This is a genomic window from Vibrio paucivorans (genome assembly GCF_054053395.1).
Map to the genome: position 1 here is coordinate 881355 of NZ_CM133231.1, position 19116 is coordinate 900470.

Annotated in this window: 18 protein-coding genes and 1 pseudogene; 11 read left to right on the forward strand and 8 right to left on the reverse strand. The window is 45.8% G+C overall.

What is annotated here, in order from left to right:
* Positions 1-196: 196 nt before the first annotated feature.
* From ACXABW_RS19355 to ACXABW_RS19380, 6 genes and pseudogenes are all read left to right on the forward strand, one after another.
* On the forward strand, positions 197-2017 hold the full coding sequence (locus ACXABW_RS19355; protein ID WP_457527123.1) for an ABC transporter ATP-binding protein/permease: 1821 nt from the start codon (positions 197-199) through the stop codon (positions 2015-2017).
* Between the two features lie 230 nt (positions 2018-2247).
* Positions 2248-2976 carry a GntR family transcriptional regulator gene (locus ACXABW_RS19360; RefSeq protein ID WP_252031776.1) on the forward strand — a complete coding sequence of 243 codons (729 nt, stop codon included), beginning with the start codon at positions 2248-2250 and terminating at the stop codon, positions 2974-2976.
* Positions 2977-3274: 298 nt separating this feature from the next.
* Complete coding sequence (locus tag ACXABW_RS19365; RefSeq protein ID WP_457527126.1) at positions 3275-4654, forward strand: PTS transporter subunit EIIC; 1380 nt, start codon at positions 3275-3277, stop codon at positions 4652-4654.
* 68 nt (positions 4655-4722) lie between these two features.
* Positions 4723-6150: a sucrose-6-phosphate hydrolase gene (locus ACXABW_RS19370; RefSeq protein WP_457527127.1), complete on the forward strand. Its 1428-nt coding sequence runs from the start codon at positions 4723-4725 to the stop codon at positions 6148-6150.
* Positions 6151-6255: 105 nt separating this feature from the next.
* Positions 6256-7373: pseudogene (locus ACXABW_RS19375) on the forward strand (carbohydrate porin).
* A gap of 69 nt (positions 7374-7442) precedes the next feature.
* Positions 7443-8369, forward strand: a complete 927-nt coding sequence (locus tag ACXABW_RS19380; protein ID WP_457527149.1) for an aminoimidazole riboside kinase — start codon at positions 7443-7445, stop codon at positions 8367-8369.
* Between the two features lie 101 nt (positions 8370-8470).
* On the opposite strand, the gene ACXABW_RS19385 is transcribed toward ACXABW_RS19380, so the two are convergent.
* The 3 genes from ACXABW_RS19385 to ACXABW_RS19395 all read right to left on the reverse strand — a co-directional run bounded on the left by ACXABW_RS19385 (position 8471) and on the right by ACXABW_RS19395 (position 11024).
* The gene (locus ACXABW_RS19385; protein ID WP_457527129.1) at positions 8471-8704 is read right to left on the reverse strand and encodes an HTH-like domain-containing protein; all 234 of its coding nucleotides are present in this window, start codon (positions 8702-8704) and stop codon (positions 8471-8473) included.
* Positions 8705-8887: 183 nt separating this feature from the next.
* Positions 8888-9883, reverse strand: a complete 996-nt coding sequence (locus ACXABW_RS19390; RefSeq protein ID WP_457527131.1) for a hypothetical protein — start codon at positions 9881-9883, stop codon at positions 8888-8890.
* Between the two features lie 241 nt (positions 9884-10124).
* Positions 10125-11024 carry a LysR substrate-binding domain-containing protein gene (locus ACXABW_RS19395; protein WP_457527133.1) on the reverse strand — a complete coding sequence of 300 codons (900 nt, stop codon included), beginning with the start codon at positions 11022-11024 and terminating at the stop codon, positions 10125-10127.
* Positions 11025-11163: 139 nt separating this feature from the next.
* Between ACXABW_RS19395 and ACXABW_RS19400 the strand changes: the two genes are divergently transcribed.
* Positions 11164-12039: a DMT family transporter gene (locus ACXABW_RS19400; protein ID WP_457525041.1), complete on the forward strand. Its 876-nt coding sequence runs from the start codon at positions 11164-11166 to the stop codon at positions 12037-12039.
* 4 nt (positions 12040-12043) lie between these two features.
* On the opposite strand, the gene ACXABW_RS19405 is transcribed toward ACXABW_RS19400, so the two are convergent.
* Positions 12044-12172 carry a hypothetical protein gene (locus ACXABW_RS19405; RefSeq protein WP_457525043.1) on the reverse strand — a complete coding sequence of 43 codons (129 nt, stop codon included), beginning with the start codon at positions 12170-12172 and terminating at the stop codon, positions 12044-12046.
* A 152-nt stretch (positions 12173-12324) separates the two neighbouring features.
* Between ACXABW_RS19405 and ACXABW_RS19410 the strand changes: the two genes are divergently transcribed.
* Positions 12325-13119, forward strand: a complete 795-nt coding sequence (locus ACXABW_RS19410; protein ID WP_457525044.1) for a substrate-binding periplasmic protein — start codon at positions 12325-12327, stop codon at positions 13117-13119.
* A gap of 71 nt (positions 13120-13190) precedes the next feature.
* Here the strand turns inward: ACXABW_RS19410 and dsdC are convergent, their stop codons facing one another.
* Positions 13191-14129, reverse strand: a complete 939-nt coding sequence (dsdC, locus tag ACXABW_RS19415; RefSeq protein WP_457525046.1) for a DNA-binding transcriptional regulator DsdC — start codon at positions 14127-14129, stop codon at positions 13191-13193.
* Between the two features lie 246 nt (positions 14130-14375).
* Here dsdC and ACXABW_RS19420 point away from each other — a divergent pair, with 246 nt between their 5' ends.
* Positions 14376-15704: a D-serine ammonia-lyase gene (locus ACXABW_RS19420; protein ID WP_457525047.1), complete on the forward strand. Its 1329-nt coding sequence runs from the start codon at positions 14376-14378 to the stop codon at positions 15702-15704.
* 40 nt (positions 15705-15744) lie between these two features.
* Here the strand turns inward: ACXABW_RS19420 and ACXABW_RS19425 are convergent, their stop codons facing one another.
* The gene (locus tag ACXABW_RS19425; RefSeq protein WP_252031799.1) at positions 15745-16005 is read right to left on the reverse strand and encodes a DUF5062 family protein; all 261 of its coding nucleotides are present in this window, start codon (positions 16003-16005) and stop codon (positions 15745-15747) included.
* Between the two features lie 237 nt (positions 16006-16242).
* Here ACXABW_RS19425 and ACXABW_RS19430 point away from each other — a divergent pair, with 237 nt between their 5' ends.
* Entirely contained in the window at positions 16243-16755 is a 513-nt protein-coding gene (locus ACXABW_RS19430) for a GNAT family N-acetyltransferase (protein WP_457525049.1), read from the forward strand.
* Between the two features lie 34 nt (positions 16756-16789).
* On the opposite strand, the gene ACXABW_RS19435 is transcribed toward ACXABW_RS19430, so the two are convergent.
* Positions 16790-17299: a nuclear transport factor 2 family protein gene (locus tag ACXABW_RS19435; RefSeq protein WP_457525051.1), complete on the reverse strand. Its 510-nt coding sequence runs from the start codon at positions 17297-17299 to the stop codon at positions 16790-16792.
* Between the two features lie 149 nt (positions 17300-17448).
* On the opposite strand from ACXABW_RS19435, the gene ACXABW_RS19440 reads away from it, so the two are divergent.
* Positions 17449-17829, forward strand: coding sequence for a winged helix-turn-helix transcriptional regulator (locus ACXABW_RS19440; RefSeq protein ID WP_457525052.1), 381 nt, complete (start codon positions 17449-17451; stop codon positions 17827-17829).
* A 106-nt stretch (positions 17830-17935) separates the two neighbouring features.
* Here ACXABW_RS19440 and ACXABW_RS19445 read toward each other — a convergent pair whose 3' ends face one another.
* Positions 17936-19105 carry an alpha/beta hydrolase gene (locus ACXABW_RS19445; protein ID WP_457525054.1) on the reverse strand — a complete coding sequence of 390 codons (1170 nt, stop codon included), beginning with the start codon at positions 19103-19105 and terminating at the stop codon, positions 17936-17938.
* Between the last annotated feature and the right edge of the window lie 11 nt (positions 19106-19116).

Genomic DNA, 19116 nt, shown 5'->3' on the forward strand with positions numbered 1-19116 from the left:
CAGCGGCTACTACTCACTTCCTTGTCATAGTGATTGATTTCAAAACGACTGACTTCTGTTCATCTTCATTTGTCGTGTCCCTAACGCGCTTTAGCATAAGGAAATATTGGAAACTCTGTTTCCTATGCTGCACTAGTGGGCAATAAATGCTTTAATAACTTCAATTATAAGGTGACAAGCAATCTAAGGCCGTCATATGCAAAACGATGTCTCTTCTACGCTCAGCGCTCAACAGCAAGGTTCCGGCGACCCAAACGCCAAGCCCGAGAAAAAAAGCCTCGGCATTCTGTTAGAGCTTTTCAAATTCATTAAGCCATATAAAGGCCGCGTAGTGGCTGCTCTGTTTGCTTTGGTCTTTACCGCCAGCCTAACCTTGTCGGTTGGCCATGGTATCCGCCTGCTTATCGACGAAGGCTTTAGCCAGCAATCCCTATCAGATCTAGGCAGCGCGATTCAATTTATCATGCTGGTCACAGTGCTGATTTCAATAGGTACTTTCTTTCGCTTCTACTTGGTTTCTTCTGTTGGCGAACGCGTCAGCGCCGATATTCGCTTATCGGTGTTCAATCACATCGTCACGCTGCACCCAAGCTACTTTGAAACCAATGGCAGTGGCGACATCATGTCTCGCATCACCACCGATACCACCTTGCTTCAAAGTATTATTGGTTCATCATTTTCTATGGCGATGCGCAGCGCACTCATGTGTGCGGGTGCGATCATTATGCTGTTTGCGACCAACATTAAGCTCACTTTAATTGTGCTCGCCTCCGTGCCGTTCATCTTAATTCCAATCTTGGTGTTTGGACGCCGCGTAAGAGCATTATCTCGCCAAAGCCAAGATTCCATGTCGGACGTCGGTTCTTATGCTGGCGAAGCCATTGAGCACATCAAAACGGTACAAAGTTATAGCCGAGAACCCCAAGAAAAAGCATCATTCGCCCTTGAAGTAGAAAAGGCGTATGAAATTGGCCGCCAGCGAGTAAAACAACGTGCGATTCTTATCTCTGGAGTAATTATCATCGTATTCAGTGCCATTGCTGGCATGCTCTGGGTGGGTGGCAGCGATGTGATCAACGGCACTATGTCTGCTGGTGACTTGGGGGCGTTTGTTTTCTACGCGATTATGGTTGCTTCCTCACTCGGTACGATTTCTGAAGTCATGGGCGAGCTACAACGTGCAGCAGGCGCAACCGAGCGCTTGGTCGAAATCCTCCAAGTGGAAAGCCATATCATTGCCCCAGTAGAAAACCCAACGTCTTTAGAAAACCTAACACCAGAAGTCGCGTTCAATGAAGTGACTTTCTGCTACCCATCGCGACCAGATCAACCAGCAACGCGCAACCTGACACTCACCGCACATGAAGGAAAGGTACTCGCGCTAGTCGGCCCTTCTGGCGCAGGTAAAACCACCCTATTCGAACTGCTGCAACGTTTCTATGACCCACAAGAAGGGAAAGTAACGTTAGGTGGTGTCGAGCTTAATCAGTTCGATCCGAATGAACTAAGAAAACAGATGGCCCTAGTGCCCCAGCAACCAGCGCTGTTCAGTAACGATGTGTTTCATAACATCCGCTACGGGAACCCAGATGCAACGGATGAACAAGTTATCGAGGCCGCAAAAAAGGCGCACGCTCATGAGTTCATTCAGAACCTACCAGATGGGTATAACAGTTTTCTTGGTGAACGCGGCGTAAGACTTTCTGGTGGCCAGCGCCAACGCATCGCCATTGCACGCGCAATATTAAAAGACCCTAACATCCTGCTCTTAGACGAAGCCACCAGCGCGTTAGACAGTGAAAGCGAACACCACGTGCAGCAAGCACTGGAAGAACTCATGCGCGGCAGAACGACGATAATCATTGCCCACCGATTATCAACCATCAAGCACGCCGACCAAATCGCCGTGCTCGACCAAGGCCAATTGGTCGACGTCGGCGACCACCAATCGCTAATCAATAGCTGTGAACTCTACCAACGCTTGGTTGAGCTTCAGTTTAAACATCTAAGAGATTAGTACTGCGTTATTGGAAAAGGCGAACCATGGGGTTCGCCTTTTGTTTTATGTCTTCTCTTTGGTGTAGCCATCCATATAGCTCGGGATACGGGCCGTTTGTAATTGCGCCAACTAGCCTCCATACCGATATATCTCCCGTGGCTTATCGCACTTGATTTCATTACAATAAGATCTTCAGCGCTCTGTTTGTAGAGCACTTTTCGCTAGGGAGCGATTGCTTACACACCATTATGACTGAGCTATTCGACCAAAAAAATCTCCAGCCCTTGTATGTACAAGTTGCCGAAAAAATTAAGCAAGAGATAGACAAAGGCACCTACCCTGCAGGGAGTAAGCTGCCTTCTGAAAATCAATTGGTGGAAGTGCTTGAAGTTAGCCGTGTCACGGTGCGCAAAGCGCTGCAGCAACTGACTGAACTTGGCTACATCTTCTCCGAAAAAGGCAAAGGCAGCTTTGTAAAACCCAACAAACTGAGGCACGACTTTCTATCTATGTCTGGCTTTGCCAAAGAAGCGGCAGGGTCTGGCTTAGAGGCGCAAAACATTGTGGATGACTTTCAGGTTATGCCAGCGTCGGATCTTGTGGCGGAAAAGCTGAACATTCAACAAGGTGAACCTGTGAATTTCGCGCGCCGATTGCGCTTAATCGAAGATCAGGTGGTGTCCTATGAAGAATTTTACATTCCGCGTGTTCTACTACCGAATCTGACTAAAGAAGACCTAGAAGGCTCTAAATTTGAGTACTTAAACCGCCATGGAATTGAAATGGTTAAAACCCAACAAAAGCTCATTCCTTCCCTGCCCGATACCGATGCTCAACGCCTGTTAGCGGCCGATAAGCTAGAGCCCATATTGATAAACCAATCGCAAAACTTCTGTGAAGAACGGCAGGTCTACGAATACTCCATCGTGTATTACAAATCGAGCTTGTATGACTTTGAAATCACCGCTCGAATCTAATTGAACACTTAATAGCCCACAAATGTGGGCTATTTTTTTATTTATCGGCAGTGATATATCCAGCGATTTCAAAAAGCAGGATTCATAGCATAGTGATGGGTGTTCGGGGTGAATGACGCAACGGAACAACCAGCTCTTTCCAAAAAAGTAAGCAACCTTATGCATTTTTGAACAATAACAAGTGTGACGAATGACAAAAAATGGAAAGGAAAAATACAACCTGTATCAAACTTGTATTATCGTAAATACAAGTTAAATACAGGTTGATATTTCTTTGCACTCTTAGGAGACGAAATTTATGGCGCGAGATGCGAACGTTGTAGCGAATACCGTTATGGCCTTACTCGGTGGAGAGGCGAACATCGCTCAGCTTAATCATTGTGCAACACGGCTGCGTGTTGTCGCCAAGGACGATACGAAAGTAGACGCTGAAGGACTCAGTGCAACAGAAGGAGTGCACGGTTACTTCTTTCAAAACGGCCAGCACCAAGTGATCTTGGGCACAGGCTTCGTCGGCAAAGTGTTCGCTATCATGAAAGGCAATAACCCAACCGAAGAAACGGCTCAGCCTGAAGAGAAAAAAGACAAAGTCAGCACGTTCCAAGCAGTCACTCGCACATTCTCTGATATTTTCGTCGCGATCATCCCTGCGTTAGTCGCAACTGGTTTGCTAATGGGCTTACGTGGTCTGCTAGTTAATGGGTTTGGTGTCGAGCTGTCACCACAACTCAATACACTCTCACAAGTTCTCACCGATACCGCATTCATCTTCATTCCAGTACTTGTAACATGGTCTGCTATGCGAGTGTTTGGTGGTAATCCCGTACTCGGTATTGTGCTTGGCCTGATGCTTGTGGCCCCTCAACTTGCCAACAAATGGGACGTAGCATTCGGTAATGCTGAAGCCTTGATGATCCCAGTGATGGGCTTTGATATTGCAGTAACAGGCCTACAAAGCTCGATTCTTCCAGCTGTCTTCATGGGTTGGTTTGCCGCAATGGTAGAGCGCACCTCTCGTAGGTATATCCCGGAAGTGTTAGACCTGATTATTACGCCTTTCATCACGCTACTTGTGTCGCTGATTGCGGGCTTAGTCTTTGTCGGTCCTATCCTACTTGGCGCAGAGAAACTCATCACAGAAGCGGTGCTGTACTTCCTACAAATTCCATACGGCATTGGCGGTCTAATCTACGGCGGCGCAATCCAGTTTATGGCCGTAACCGGTATGCACCACACCATCGTGCCAATAACTATAGCGATGGTGACAGACACAGGTTTCGACTTCATCAACCCACTAGGCACGGCAGCAATCGCTGGTCAGTTTGGTGCAGCGATGGCTGTAGTGACTATGCAAACCAATAAAGTCAAACGTTCAGGCATGTTTGGAGCCACGCTTCCCGCGCTATTTGGTATCACAGAGCCAGCCATGTTTGCGGTGACGCTACCACGCGTTAAACCATTCCTATACGGCTGCGTGGGCGGTGCGATTGGTGGCTGTATCGGCGCTATTGCGGGCATTGGCTCAGCAGGTACAGGCGCAACTATGCTGCCGGGCATCCTACTTTATCTTGGTGGTGGCTTAGGTATGTACATTGTTGTCATGCTGATTGGCGCAATTACCGCGTTTGCTCTTACCAAGCTGTTCTACAAAGAACCAGAAACGCTAGCTAGCAAGTAATCAGAACCTAACTCATTCCTTTTTATACTGTTTTTTGATGGGAGAGCCCTGCTCTCCTAGGAGTCTCTATGGATTTTTCTAACCGTCAGAATCGTTTTGTACGAATCGATGAAGTCAGTTCTGAGTACCTAGCGGAAATCGAACGCACGACACAAACCGACCCATTTTATCCAACATACCACGTTGCCCCTAAACACGGTTTGTTGAACGACCCAAATGGCCTGAGCTATTTCAACGGTGAACACCACCTGTTTTATCAATGGTTCCCCTTGGGCCCAGTACATGGTTTAAAACACTGGTACCACGTATCCACTAAAGACTTTGTGAACTTTACCGATCGCGGCATCGCAATGTATCCAGATAAAACATACGACCACCATGGCTGCTACACAGGTGTTGGGGTGCCACAAGGTGACGAGCTTTACTTGTTCTACACCGCGAATCTACTGGACGATGAGCAGAACCGCTTCCCAACACAAGTGATGGCGGTGATGGACAAAGACGGCAAGATAGACAAAAACGGCATTGTGGTTGATGTGAATTTCGAGTCTTACACGTCTGAGTTCCGCGACCCTATCTTGGTTGACCGCGATGGCGAATATCACATGCTGATTGGCGCTCAAGGCCATGACGAAAAAGGCAAATTGGCTTACTACCGTGGCAACGCGATTGATGACTACGAATACGTAGGCAACATTGATGTAGGTTTGAATGACTTTGGCTTCATGTGGGAGTGTCCGAACTACTACGAGCAAGATGACAAAGGCGTTTACATCTTCTCACCACAAGGCGTGAGCTCAGATAACAAATACGATCTCAAGAACGTTTTCTCTGTGGTGTACATGGTGGGCGATCGCATCAACTTCGATACTCAAGAGTTCAACAACCAAGGTTATCGCGAGCTAGATAAAGGCTTCGACTTCTACGCGCCGCAAACCTATCTAGACAACCAACAGCGCAGAATCCTAATTGGCTGGCTAGGTAACTCTAAGAGTGACTACCCAACCGACAAAAACAACTGGGCGCACATGTTCACCCTACCTCGTGAGCTGACCATCGAAGGCGACTACCTGATCCAAGCTCCGCTAAAAGAGCTAGAAGCTCTGCGCAGCGGCACGGAAACGGTAAACGAATCTGTAGAGCTAACCTCACGCGCATTTGAACTGGAGCTGGATGTTAACGAAACATTCTCTGTCGCGTTTGCTAACGCAGCGGGCGAGCGCATGGTGTTTAGCGGTAACAGTGAAGAGTTTACTTTAGACAGAACCCATGTCTCTCACGTTCACGCAGAAGCTTATGGCACCGTTCGTTACGCCCAGCGCGTAGAACAGGCGCAACGCATTCGTATCTTCGTAGATAACTCTGCGATTGAGATCTTCGCAGACTGCGGCAAAACCGTGTTCACCTCTCGCATCTTTATTGACGATTTAAACACGCTAGAAATTGAAGACTCCAGCGCAACCTTGCACTACTTGTCTCCAATTCAATGCTTCTAATTCGGTCGCTTAGCCGAATACCACAACAATAAGTGGCATTAGAACCACTTCAACAGCCAAACCAAGGCCCTGAATAAGGGCCAACGATTAAACATAGGTATCCTCATGAAAAACACCTTTAAGCTTTCAGCAGCAGCTATTTTCGTTTCAACCGCTATGACGGCAAATGCAGGGATCAGCATCGTAGATAACGAAGAAGGGAATTTTTCAGTCGGCGGTAACGTAGAGCTAAACTTCAACTACCAAGACCGCGAATCAAACGCCGCAGACAACAGTGAATTTAACCAAGACGGCCGTGTACTGATTGAATTTGCCGGAGAGAAGTACTCGAGCAACGGTCACTTCGTTGGGGTTAAAGCCCAGCCGCTATTTGAAAGTACAGGCAATATCGCACTCGATGACGCGTACTTTGAATTTGGTAAGAAAGAGTCTTGGGCAATCAAAGCAGGTCGCTTTGAAGCTTACGACATGTTCCCTGTCGGCTTGGATGTATTCCTAGAGTACTCTGGCGACACTGCAAACGACTTGTACAGCGATGGGTCTGCATATACTTATCAAGCGAAAGAAGCACGTGGCCGCGGCTCTGATGGCCAAATCATGTACTACCAAGATTTCGGTAACTTGTATGTAGAAGTGGGTGCTATGCTGGGCGACCGTTCTAACCTTTTCGATGGCGGTGTTGGCGGCTCTTACCACGGCCAAACCATCGATTCAGCGAAAGATTCATTCCTAGTCCGCCCAGTGGTTGCATACCAGATGAACGATTTCCGTATTGCAGCATCTGTTGAAACTAACCTAGTGTCAGACGCTATTGTTGCCAATGGCGTGGATATTTCAGACCGTACAGGTTATGGCCTAACGGGTAACTGGACCAGCGGTGACTGGGTAGTTAACGCGAACGTGGCTTACTTAGATGCGGTAGACGAGAATAACCTGTCGATCGGCGCGAATGCTCTTTGGAACAATATTGGCCTTGGCTACATTCACTCAATGAACGAATACGAAAACAAAGAGTTCGCAGGTTGGGCTGAAGGTGATGTGAACGTTTCTACTTGGTATGCGTCGTATGCGTTCAATGACGTGCTAGAGATTCAAGATTTCTCAATCTTATTGGGCACTTACTACACTATGGTCGACAATAAACTCACGCAACAAGCAGTGTAGACAACTTCGCTGAAGAAGATGACTTTGGTGCTCGAATTCGCCTATTCTACGAATTCTAAGTCTTCACCTCGCTCATCGATAAGCATTCTAACTTCAAGACACTCAAGGTTAAGGGTCACACTATGAAAATGAACAAGGTTTGGGTTACGGGCGATGCAGTCGTCGATCTTATCCCATTAGACGACAGCAGCTACTTAAAGTGCCCTGGCGGCGCGCCAGCCAATGTCGCTGTCGCGATCGCTCGCTTAAAAGGTGATGCAGCCTTCTTCGGCCGTGTTGGACAAGATCCGCTTGGACGCTTCATGAAAGAAACCCTGCAAACCGAGGGAGTCTGCACAGACAAGATGCAACTCGACGGCGAACAACGCACCTCGACAGTCATCGTGGATTTGGACGACACTGGCGAGCGTAGTTTTACCTTTATGGTTAAACCCAGTGCCGACCAGTTCTTTGCCGAGCAAGATATCCCTGAGTTTTCCGAAAATCAATGGATGCACAGCTGCTCCATTGCATTGGCTAACGAGCCTTCTCGCGGTTCAACCTTTGAAGCCATGAAACGTATCAAGGCGGCGGGCGGTTACGTCAGCTTCGACCCGAACTTACGTGACGAAGTATGGCCTAACCAAGCTGAAATTAAGCCAACAGTAATGAAAGCCGTAGAGCTTGCCGACGTGGTGAAATTCTCTGAAGAAGAGCTCTTGTTTCTTACAGATACCAACGAGCTTGAACAGGCATTAGCCATGTTTGAAAAGCAAACCAACAAATTAGTGCTGATCACTTTAGGCCCTGAAGGTGCATTAGCCTTGTTTGGTGGCGAACGTAGGCTGATTTCAGGTTCGAAAATCGACAAGGTGATTGATACTACTGGTGCCGGCGATGCATTTGTCGGTGGCTTACTGGCAAAGCTATCTCAAACTCAGCAATGGCGCTCGTGGGATGATATTGAAGCTGCGATATGTTGGGGCAATGGTTGCGGCGCGCTCGCTACCACTCAAAAAGGTGCCATGACAGCATTACCCTCTGTTGATGAACTATTGGCATTACTGAGCGAGTAATAACATCAACATACAGCAGAGTGGGAAACAGCAAAAAGGCGAACCAAGTGGTTCGCCTTTTTATTTATTGCTCGAAAGTGGCTGGTTACTGTAGTCGTTTGTTATGTGTATGCTTTAGGAGACACATACTTAGAGAGTTTTATACCCTTGCTAATTTCTGTTCCATATGACTCATTTATGTGGGCAGCTTTGGCAATAGATTTACTAGACGCACCAAGATCTTTAATTTGAGCTGCATATTTGATTCCGAATAAGTGAATCATTGCAACTGAGTCACCATTGGGAGCATTGTGATACATGCCGGATAAAGTTTCACCAAGTTCATTGAGAGTCACTCTAAATTACCTCAGTTTGAGAATTGTGAGCCTTAAGATCTTAGCCCAACACTCAACAATACGCATAACACCCTATTAAGGTGAGCAACGCAATATCGATACTTCCGCATAAGATAAACGCTACGCATAGTAAAAATGCCACACGTTGCGAGTCATACTTAGACAGCGCCTAGGTTAAAAAAGTTACGCTAAAGCGTCAACGTTCACGGTTTCGACCGCCTCAAAACCTTTCGTCTTTTTGAAATACATATTATGAACAAAGTTTTGCATACAGTCAGAAGGGTCTATTGCATCCATGTTAATCCCTTCTAGAGTTTCTCTAGAGATATACACCGAAAGGACATTCGATTCTTCTAGGTGCCCAGTTGCTTTGTTAAGCAATTTATCGGTCGCATTAACGAGTACAAATTCATCGGGTAAAATAGCAAATATCTCTCGTGCAACGCGCAGAACTGAGCTACAAACATAATCCTGATAAATTTCATTAAACCTACCTACAGGCATCTTTTTAACTGATAATTTACCGCTCTTTAGAAGGCTCTTTTGTTCGCTTGGAATTATCTCTTCGCCATGAATTTTTATATTCACGGTTATTAGCGACGTATCAGATATGGAAAAGAGTAGGCTTGAGCCCAGAGCATCGAGCTCACTGAAAGGGCTTAATTCTTTGATCACTTCGATTTTAGCTTCAGGAGAGCCCTCTAGAACTTTTTTCGCCTGTTCGACACTATCCTTCCAGTCCTCGCATTCCTGATTCCAAACTTGCAATGAAGCATCATGGTTATCATTATCTGTTTGCTTAGCTGCTTCTATAGCAAGATTCAGAGCTGATAGTTTTGTATCGACTCGCTTAAACAGTTTGTCAATCAAGCTAGGTTTGTATGCATCTTTCAGTTTCGAGGCTTCATTCTCCAACATATTGGAAAACTCTGGCTTTGTAGGTTCATCAGATAAAGCAACTTGATGCCAGTCAATTTCATCACCGCAATCCTTGTGCATTGATTGCACAACTTCTATATAGTTTTCAAAAATCTCAACTTCATACGCAGCCTGCTCTAGCGCCTGCATTTTTTCATATTTCTTTTGCTTTTTTTCAATTTCATGCTGACGTTTTTTGGCGTTTCGATCTGCGCGTTTTGCAGCAGCATTAATTGACCTAACGGTACCTTTCCAACCCATACTTACCTCATTATTTTTATATTTAACTAGCAGTTGTCAGACAACAAAATACTGTATTGGATCACCGAATTACTCTGTTTTCTGCCGTATCACTTAAACCATACTTCGTACCACCCTAATATTAACAGCAACTTAGGTTTATTCGCACTGCCCCAAAATGCCAAATGTAGAAATTCTCTACCTAACACTCGTTTCTACTTGAGGGAAGGTTACGAAAGTCGATTTTCGTCAATATTACTGTTTACTCATAATCAAAACATTGTTGCTTTAGCCAGTGACCTAACGTTTTAATTTCGAACTGTTTGGCTCTCGATTTCTTGTAAACAAAGTACATATTGTCGCCGGTTGGTAAATCGTGCATTGGGATGCGAACTAGGTTTTGTTGGAGATCTTGATCGTTAAGGAAGTAGTCGTTCAAAAACGCAATGCCTTGGTGATATTTGACTGCTTCGGCGGCCAACACCATATGGCTGAACTGGCTGATTTTCACGTCTCTTGGCAGGCTGAAACCGCCTCGTTCACACCATTGAAGCCAGTCTTTCGCTTCACCTCTTTCCTTGAATATCGAGCTTACTGAAAGTAGCGGCTGATCCCACAACGCCTCTGGCAAGGGTTTATCTTCAATTCTCTGCCACACCTTTTGGCTACAGAACGGGTACAGCTGCTCTTTATAGAGAAAATCACTCACATAGTTTTTCTTTGGCGGATAGGCTGTGATAAAGCAGTCGGCCACTTGATCCGAAAACTCAGGTTCATCAGCCACCATGGTGAGAGTTAAGTCGATTTCTGGATGCTGCTGGCGCAAGTTTTCCAACCTTGGTACCAACCATTTCACCGCCAAAGAGCTGTACATAGCCAAACGAATTTTTCCGCTCTCCCCTTCGCGAATCTGGTGGCTCGCTTGCGCGATGTTCTGCAAAGAATGGGATACCTCTTCGTAGTAACGCTCGCCTATTGGGGTTAGCGACAGGTTTCTTCCTTGACGAACAAACAAGGTTTCACCTAGGTATTCTTCCAACAAACGAACCTGATGACTCACCGCACTTTGGGTTACATGAAGCGCTATCGCGGCCTGAGAAAAACTGTTTAAACGAGCAACCGATTCAAAACATTGTATTGCTCTCAGAGGAGGTAATTTCATTATTAGTTGAACTCATACTAAGTGAATTTTTATCATTATATATGAAGCGATTTTATGCATTAAGCTTACGCCATCACAGTTTTTTACTTTCTTTTTCACTCACACTGAACACGCGTCAGTCAATGATAGGAGCTTCGTCATGCCTTCAATGTCTGTTGGAATGGCAATGGGTTTACTCATTGTCGGTAACCTTATTGCGGTTTTCTCTGATGCCTTAATTAAAACCTTGGGCGAAGACACCGCTGTGTTTCAATTTGTCTTTTTCAGGCAGTTAACGGCTGTGCTGATTCTGCTGCCTTTTTGTTATGGCGTGAGTAAAAAGAGTTTCACTGATGGACTGAAATGGCACGCTCTGCGCGCCCACATATGGTTACTGGGCGCGATCTTTATGGTGTTTGCCATCAATGCAATGCCATTGGCGACGGCCAACGCCATTTTCTATGCGGCACCTTTGATGATGCTGCCGTTAGCATTGGTATTTTTCAAAGAACAGCTTAACCGTTACTCCATCGCGGCGGGTATATTTGGCTTTCTGGGCGTTCTTGTCATCATTCGTCCAACCGAGTTCGATTGGGCTGCCATTGCAGCGCTTATCGTGGCGTTAACCATTGCCAGCAATAACTTATTGATCCGTAAACTGCCTAAGCACCAAACCGTGGCGCAAACATTATTGCTCACCAATTTAGCAGGAATTCCGGCCTCACTTGGGCTTGCTATTTGGGAGGGCCGTGAATGGGATTGGTCACCGCTGATCACCGCCGCGGGTTCAAGCAGTTTTATTCTTATTTACGCGGCAATATGCGTGGTGACGTACCGCTCGGCAGAAAGCAATAAAATCGCCAGTGCCGAATACAGCGGTTTGCTTGGAGCAGTTGGCGTAGGTTTGATCTGGTTTGGTGAAATGCCCGATTTAGCCATGGTGATTGGCACAGCAATGATCGTGGTGCCGCTTATCTGGTTAGCTCGAAACGAGAAAAAGCAAAATAATACTTCAACAGCCAAACCCGAAATATAGCTCACTATGAGCAGCTCATCTCTGACTTGTTTAAAGTGATCGAGTTCGACGTATTCACGACCTGAGTACCGATAGTGAAGTGCTCACTGAAGATATCTTGGTCACCGATTAATCCTGCTTCGTGTTTTTGCATCTTGGCATAGGCTTAGCTTTGCGTTAAGCCTGTGCTCAAGAAGTCGTCTAGCCCACCGTTTGATGTAATTTTTAACGCTATCATGTTGCAGTTATGGGGCAAAAAGACTCTATACTGTCGTACATGGGTGAGTCGAAACTGGGAAAGGTCGAATGCGCAATATACTCTTGTTATTGATGATATTGCTCTTTTCAAACAGCTCGCTCTCATCACCCATTAAGACCATTAAACTTGCCTACTCAGACATTGAATCGTTTCCTTTTCAAATGGGTAACGGCACGTCGGTCGCCACACCTCCGGGCCTTTCTATTGATGTTATCGAGCAAGCAGCTAGTCAGCTCAATATCAAGATCGAATACGTCCGGCTTCCGGGTAAACGCGTCCTTCATCATATCCGAGCCAATGATGTTGATGGCGGATTCATTTTTTCTTATAACCAAGAACGAGCACAATACGCAGACTATCCGTTAAAGGATCAGCAAGCCGATAGCTCGTTACGCATCGCAACCCTAGATTACTTCCTCTATAAACTTAAACAGCAGCCAGCAGATTGGGATGGGACCAGGCTGCAAACGGTCAACCAGTTATTAGTTGGCGCACATCGAGGTTTCTCTATTGTGAAGATACTTCAAGCGAACAAGATCGATACGCTTGAAATAGAGACGACTGCAAAGCTATTTGAGATGTTAAGAAAACACCGAATCGCCGCCGTCGCGATCCAAAGTAATATTGCCGCCAGCTTTATTGAAGAGAATCAGCTCACTGACATCGAACGCATAGAACCGCCGATCTCAACCAAAGATTATTACTTGATCTTTAGTCATCGATTTACGCAGCAGAACCCAGAATTGGTCGAGCAGATATGGCAAACCATCGGTGAAGTACGTGATCAGGTCATTGAAAGCAATACAAAAAAATACTTAGCACAAGAAAAAGTAGTTAACTGAATGGTTGAGATCGAGATCGAGATCGTACGATGGCGAATATCGCTGTAAGGTCACCCTTTCAACGCGCTTTTTTATTGCTGCGTTTGAGACTTCAGCCATTCAATAAACAGCGTCACTTTTTCACAGCGCCTTGTCGGTAGCGTTGCAGCATAATAGCTTTGTTTACATGGTACTTCCGTACCGGTAAATGGCGTAATGAGTTCACCCGACAAAAGCTGGTTTTGCACCAAGCTGTAACGCCCCATGGCAATACCAGCATGGTTAGTCGCAGCCACCACGGCTAAGTCTGAACGGTCGAAACCAATACTCGATTGGCTCAACAAGCTTTTAACCCCGTTAGCCTTTGCCCACCCTTGCCATTCATCGTCGTTCGAGTCGTAATCCCACGCCTGATTGTCGTGCAATAACGTGGTGTTCGCTAGGTTCTGAATTGAGCCATGCAAATCAAACCTTGCCGCATACTCACTGGAACAAACTGGAATTATCGTTTCCTGAAATAGTGTTTCGCAATGCAGTTTCTTTGGTCTGTGGTCGTCGAAGTAAATCGCCACATCGATGCCATAACCTTGAAAATCAACGTTCTCGTTCCCGGTTAATAGCCTGAGCTCTATATCTGGGTAACGTTGGTTAAAGTCGTGTATCCGCGGTACTAACCAACACTGAGCAAAGGACGGGCGTGAATAAACCGTTAGTGGGCCAGATACATCGCCACTCTTAACATCAAAGATTTCTTGGTTCAGTTCATTGAGCGCTTTTTGCAGCGATTGATAAATGCGAACGCCCTCTTCTGTCAGGGTTATCTTCCTGTGAGTGCGTTTAAACAGTTGAATGCCTATCTCTTCTTCCAACTTATTGATTCGATGCGAAATCGCACTGGGTGTAAGCGATAACTCTTGTGCCGCCAACGAAAACGAGCCGTGTCTCGCCGCCACTTCAAAGGTATGAAGTTTGGAAAGTTGAAAGCTGTTAACACGGCTTTGCCCAGAAAATAGGTTCTCTTTGTTGTACATGATTTGGATTCAGCTTTGATCAATAAGTAGCGTGTGATTGTAAATCAATGAACGGCTCAAAGGCGTTATACTGGACACAAATTCACACAAGAAGAATTATCGGTATATTTTGATTCAATATAATTCACACTAAAGTGAAAAATCATCAGTTGTCATCGTTTACTCGCATAGGTCTAATAGGACTAAGCCGCCAGCGATTTATGGGCGGCTTTAGCAATTCACTGAGCTCACCAACAGGGATTTACGATGACGATTGATGTCCACACACTGAACAAGCAATACCCTTTGTTAAATCAGCTTATCGCGCTTGAGGAAACTGCTTGGTTTAATCCATCTATCACGAGCCTAGAACAAGGTTTGCCCTACGTGGGACTCGATGCCAATGATGTTAATGACGCCAGTGATCGACTAAAGCGATTCGCGCCTTATCTCGAACAAGTGTTTCCAGAAACCGCTAAAACCAACGGCATTATCGAGTCTGAAGTCGTTGAAATCTCTGCGATGAAACGCTTGCTGGAGCAAGAATACCAAAAGCCAATCTGCGGGCGTTTGCTGCTGAAAAAAGACAGCCACCTGCCGATTTCCGGCTCGATCAAAGCGCGTGGTGGGATCTATGAAATTTTGGTGCTAGCAGAAACACTTGCGATCGAGGCTGGGTTACTGAGTAAGAGTGACGACTACAGTAAATTGGACAGCGATGCATTTCGTGATTTCTTCTCACAATACAGTGTTGCAGTAGGCTCTACTGGCAACCTTGGTATGTCGATTGGCATCATCAGTGCAAAGTTGGGCTTTTCAGTCAGTGTTCATATGTCTGCCGACGCCAAGGAATGGAAGAAAAACAAACTTCGCACCAATGGTGTTAACGTTGTCGAGTACGAGCAAGACTATGGCGTCGCAGTCGCACAAGGGCGAAAAGAAGCCGGGAAAGATCCCAACTGTTTTTTCATTGATGACGAAAACTCTCGCTCGCTGTTTTTGGGCTACTCCGTCGCGGGCGAACGGCTTAAGAAACAGTTTGAAGACAGTGGAGTCCAAGTCGACGCCGAACATCCATTATTCGTTTATCTACCCTGTGGTGTTGGCGGTGGCCCTGGTGGGGTGGCATTCGGGCTCAAATTAGCGTTTGGCGATCATGTGCATTGTATCTTCGCCGAACCAACCCACTCACCATGCATGCTTCTTGGCGTGCACACTCAGCTTCACGATGAAATCAGCGTTCAAGATATCGGTATTGATAACATAACTGCCGCAGATGGCCTAGCTGTGGGCCGCGCTTCTGGTTTTGTAGGCCGCGCTATGGAGAGGTTATTGGATGGCTACTTAACCATTTCCGACCAGAGAATGTATCGCTTGTTAGGGCAACTCAATCAATCGGAGGGCATTCAATTAGAACCCTCGGCGTTAGCAGGTATGATTGGCCCTGTAATACTGGCAAGCGAGAGTGACTACATGGAGCGTATGCAGTTCAGCCCAGGCAAGATGAACAATGCTACCCACTTAGTTTGGGCGACAGGCGGAGGCATGGTGCCAGAAGAAGAAATGGCGTCGTATCTAGTGAAATCTGGCATCTAATAAAACAAAAAAAGCGAACCGATCGGTTCGCTTTTTTGTTCTATTTTAGAGGATCATCATCTGGTAATGCTTTATGAATCCACAGCGCCAATCGGTGTTTGATGTTCGCGCCATCGAGCTTACTTTCCGGTAACGGGGAGATTTGCTTTGCATCAACTAAAAACAGATACACCGCTTTAACTCTAACTGGCTGAGGTGACTGAGGTAAGTCGAAGCCCTGCATTTTGGCCATCTTACCGCCAATTTCTAACGCCTTTTTTACTAGTTTGTCTTCGTTATTGAGTTTCGCGGTTTTAGACATATTTCGGCATCCTCCTTAGTGGCTATCAACCTGAGTATACCCAAGTTGAAAATTAACGGTTTTATGTGCGTCTCAAACTGACAAATCCCGTAATATTTATCCCGCCTCTTAGCGCCCAACACTATCGTCGACACATCCGTCATTCCCTACTCTAAAAGGTCAATTTATCTGTTGACCTGTCTACAACTTTATAGTTTAGAGTTCATCACTTAGGTTAGAAACTTAAGAAGACAATTTATGAAAATCAGAACTGAAATCGAATCCGACATTAAAACCATCGAAAGCCTCACTTATGCTGCATTCGAAAATCACCCTCATCATGAAGTGGGAGCAAAACCGACAGAACACCTAATCATCAATAGGTTACGCCAAGGCAACGCATTGTCCTTATCGCTCGTTGCAGAAGAGAACGAACAGATTCTAGGGAACGTTGCATTTTCGCCAGTACAAATTGGTGAGGAAACATCAGGTTGGTACGGCCTAGCGCCGTTGTCTGTGGCACCTAACCAACAAGGCAAAGGGATCGGTAGTTTGCTTGTGCGCGAAGGTGTAGCACAACTGAAATCACAAGGCGCGAAAGGCATCGTTCTACTTGGTGAGCCAGAATATTACGGCCGCTTTGGTTTCAAACAGCGCACTAACCTAACCCTACCGGGAGTCCCAGCGGAATATGTGCTTGCACTACTTCTTGAAGAAAATGAAGCGGCGCCAGAGGGTGACATCACTTTCCATGCTGCGTTTTCAGGTTAAGCCAACGGTTAACCGAAGCGTTTTTGCCAGAGCCTTATACAAAAAAAGAGGAGCCACGCATGGAGAAGTCCAGCGCTTGAATTGAGTCCCAATGCTCAACAATTCGTCCGCCTTCAATTCGCCAAGTATCAATAATGTTCATGCCTTTCTGATCATTACCTCTATCTTCTTTATTCAGCGTCGCGTGAGAATGGAAAATAACGTAATCACCATCAACGAAGATGTGCTTCACATCGTAGGTGTAGTCTGGGTATTCCTCTACAAACTCTTGCAAAAAGCCCACTAGCCCAGTCACCTTGTCGGGTAAGTTTCGGTTGTGTTGAACATAAGCACTGTCGTTGTAGTGTTTCAGTACATAGTCAAAATCGTGGTCGTTCATCAAATGTTGAACAAAGTCAGTAATGAGCTCTGCATTTTTTAATTCTTGCTCAGACCAACTTGGCTTTTTCAGTCCATCTAAATCAACGACGAGCTTATCTGCAGCTTGCGCATAAACGGTTGTAGTCATTAGTAATAAAATGAATGAAATGATCGCTTTAAACATAATTGGCTCCTAGTGTTCTACTCTTCCTTAGGTATACATTGATCACTATAGTATTTAATAGTAACCTACATAACAAGAAGGCACCGAAACGTTCGCTAGTCACATTTTGGTAACCTATGAAGCCTATTGAGTTTAAAAAGGAGCCGCGAATGGCAGCACAATCTCAGCCAGAAAGAAGGGTTTTCTACAACAACGAAGAATGCCCTGTTCGTAATGTCGTTGCACAAATCGGCAATAAATGGTCACTACTCATACTGTTCGCACTGGTCGATGGAACCGACCGTTTTAACTCACTAAAATCAAGAGTAGAAGGGATTTCACAGCGAATGCTGACCCAAACACTGAGGGATTTAGAGCGAGAAGGTTACGTCAATCGAACTGTCTATCCTGAAGTTCCCGTTCGTGTGGAGTACTGTTTAACAGAAATGGGGCGAGATCTGGTTAAGCCGTTGTATCAGTTGGTGTCTTGGGCGGGCGATCATAAGGAAGATATTGAGCGGGCTCGCAAAGCTTACGATGATAGAAACTGAGCTAACCATTTGTTAAATCGAGACTAAATTTAAAGCCCTTCGAAAACATCGAAGGGCTTAGATTTCAGAGCAAGAATATAATGTTCAGATCTCGCTGCTTTGTGTTTTACAAATCCAATGCTTGAGTAAGATCAGACACCATGGTGTCGTACCATGGATTGAACGTAAGCCTTGCGTGAATATGTTCATTAGTTCGGCCGTCCCAAGCGCTATACCAAACTTCTTCCCCCGCATTACAACGGCTAATTTCATCTGCCGTCATGTCGGAGCCATTTCGGCAAATACGTTCACTCCCATTCACACCGTAATAAGGGTTGCTCGGTGAATAGAGTATGCCCATATGAGACATATTACTGATCCGCAGCTCTTCGTTGCGGCTGTAGATGTAGCGGGTGTCCCCGTCCACTTCGCTTGGCTTAGAACCAAACCAAACTAACTTATTGTTTGGGTTGGTAAACTGAGTATCAAATACTTGTTTAATCGCCACGGTATCGAGCACACTATCGTGCTCAGTCAGCACCATAAACACTGGTCGGTCGAAAGTTTGGTCGTGCAACAAGTTCGTCGCCTGTTTACTTGAGTTGTAGTATTGAGCAAAACCGTTGGTTGGCACCATGAGATAGCGAGTGTAATTGGTGAAATTGTCAGGATTCATATCTCTTAACCAAGGCTTGATACCTGAAATCCATGGCGTCATGAAGGCAAGTGGCTCATTAGAAATAAACCCCGGCGAAAACAGCATTAAGCCATCGATGGCCTCATCTTGCGCCGCATAGGAATAAGCGAGGTTACCACCAGTAGAGAAACCACCAAGGTAAACCTCATCCACATCTTGTTTAAGCAATTCTACTTGCTTCTCTACGAGAGCATTCCACTGTTCATAATCCACATCTAACATGTCTGCTGGGCGGGTGCCGTGACCGGGTAGCAATATCGTACGCACCAACAAACCTTGTGCACTGAGTGATTGAGCAATATCGACAAACGAGTATGGCGAGTCCCCTAGCCCATGAATCAATAACACTCCTTTGGTCGGTTCAGTATTGCTTTTAGGCTTGATTTCTGACGGCATATTGGCCGCAAGTTCCGCAGCATGATCACTGGTAAGGAAATAGCGGTTTTCTTTTAGCTGTTGCTCAGTCTCCTGCACATATTGTTCAAAAGAGTCGTAGTCAGTGAGCACCTTGACAGAAGAGGGAGTATACAAAGGGTGAGTATCACTTGAGGCACACGCAGTAAGCAGTAACGGCAGAAGCAGGGCGAATTTTTTTATCATGGTTAACCATC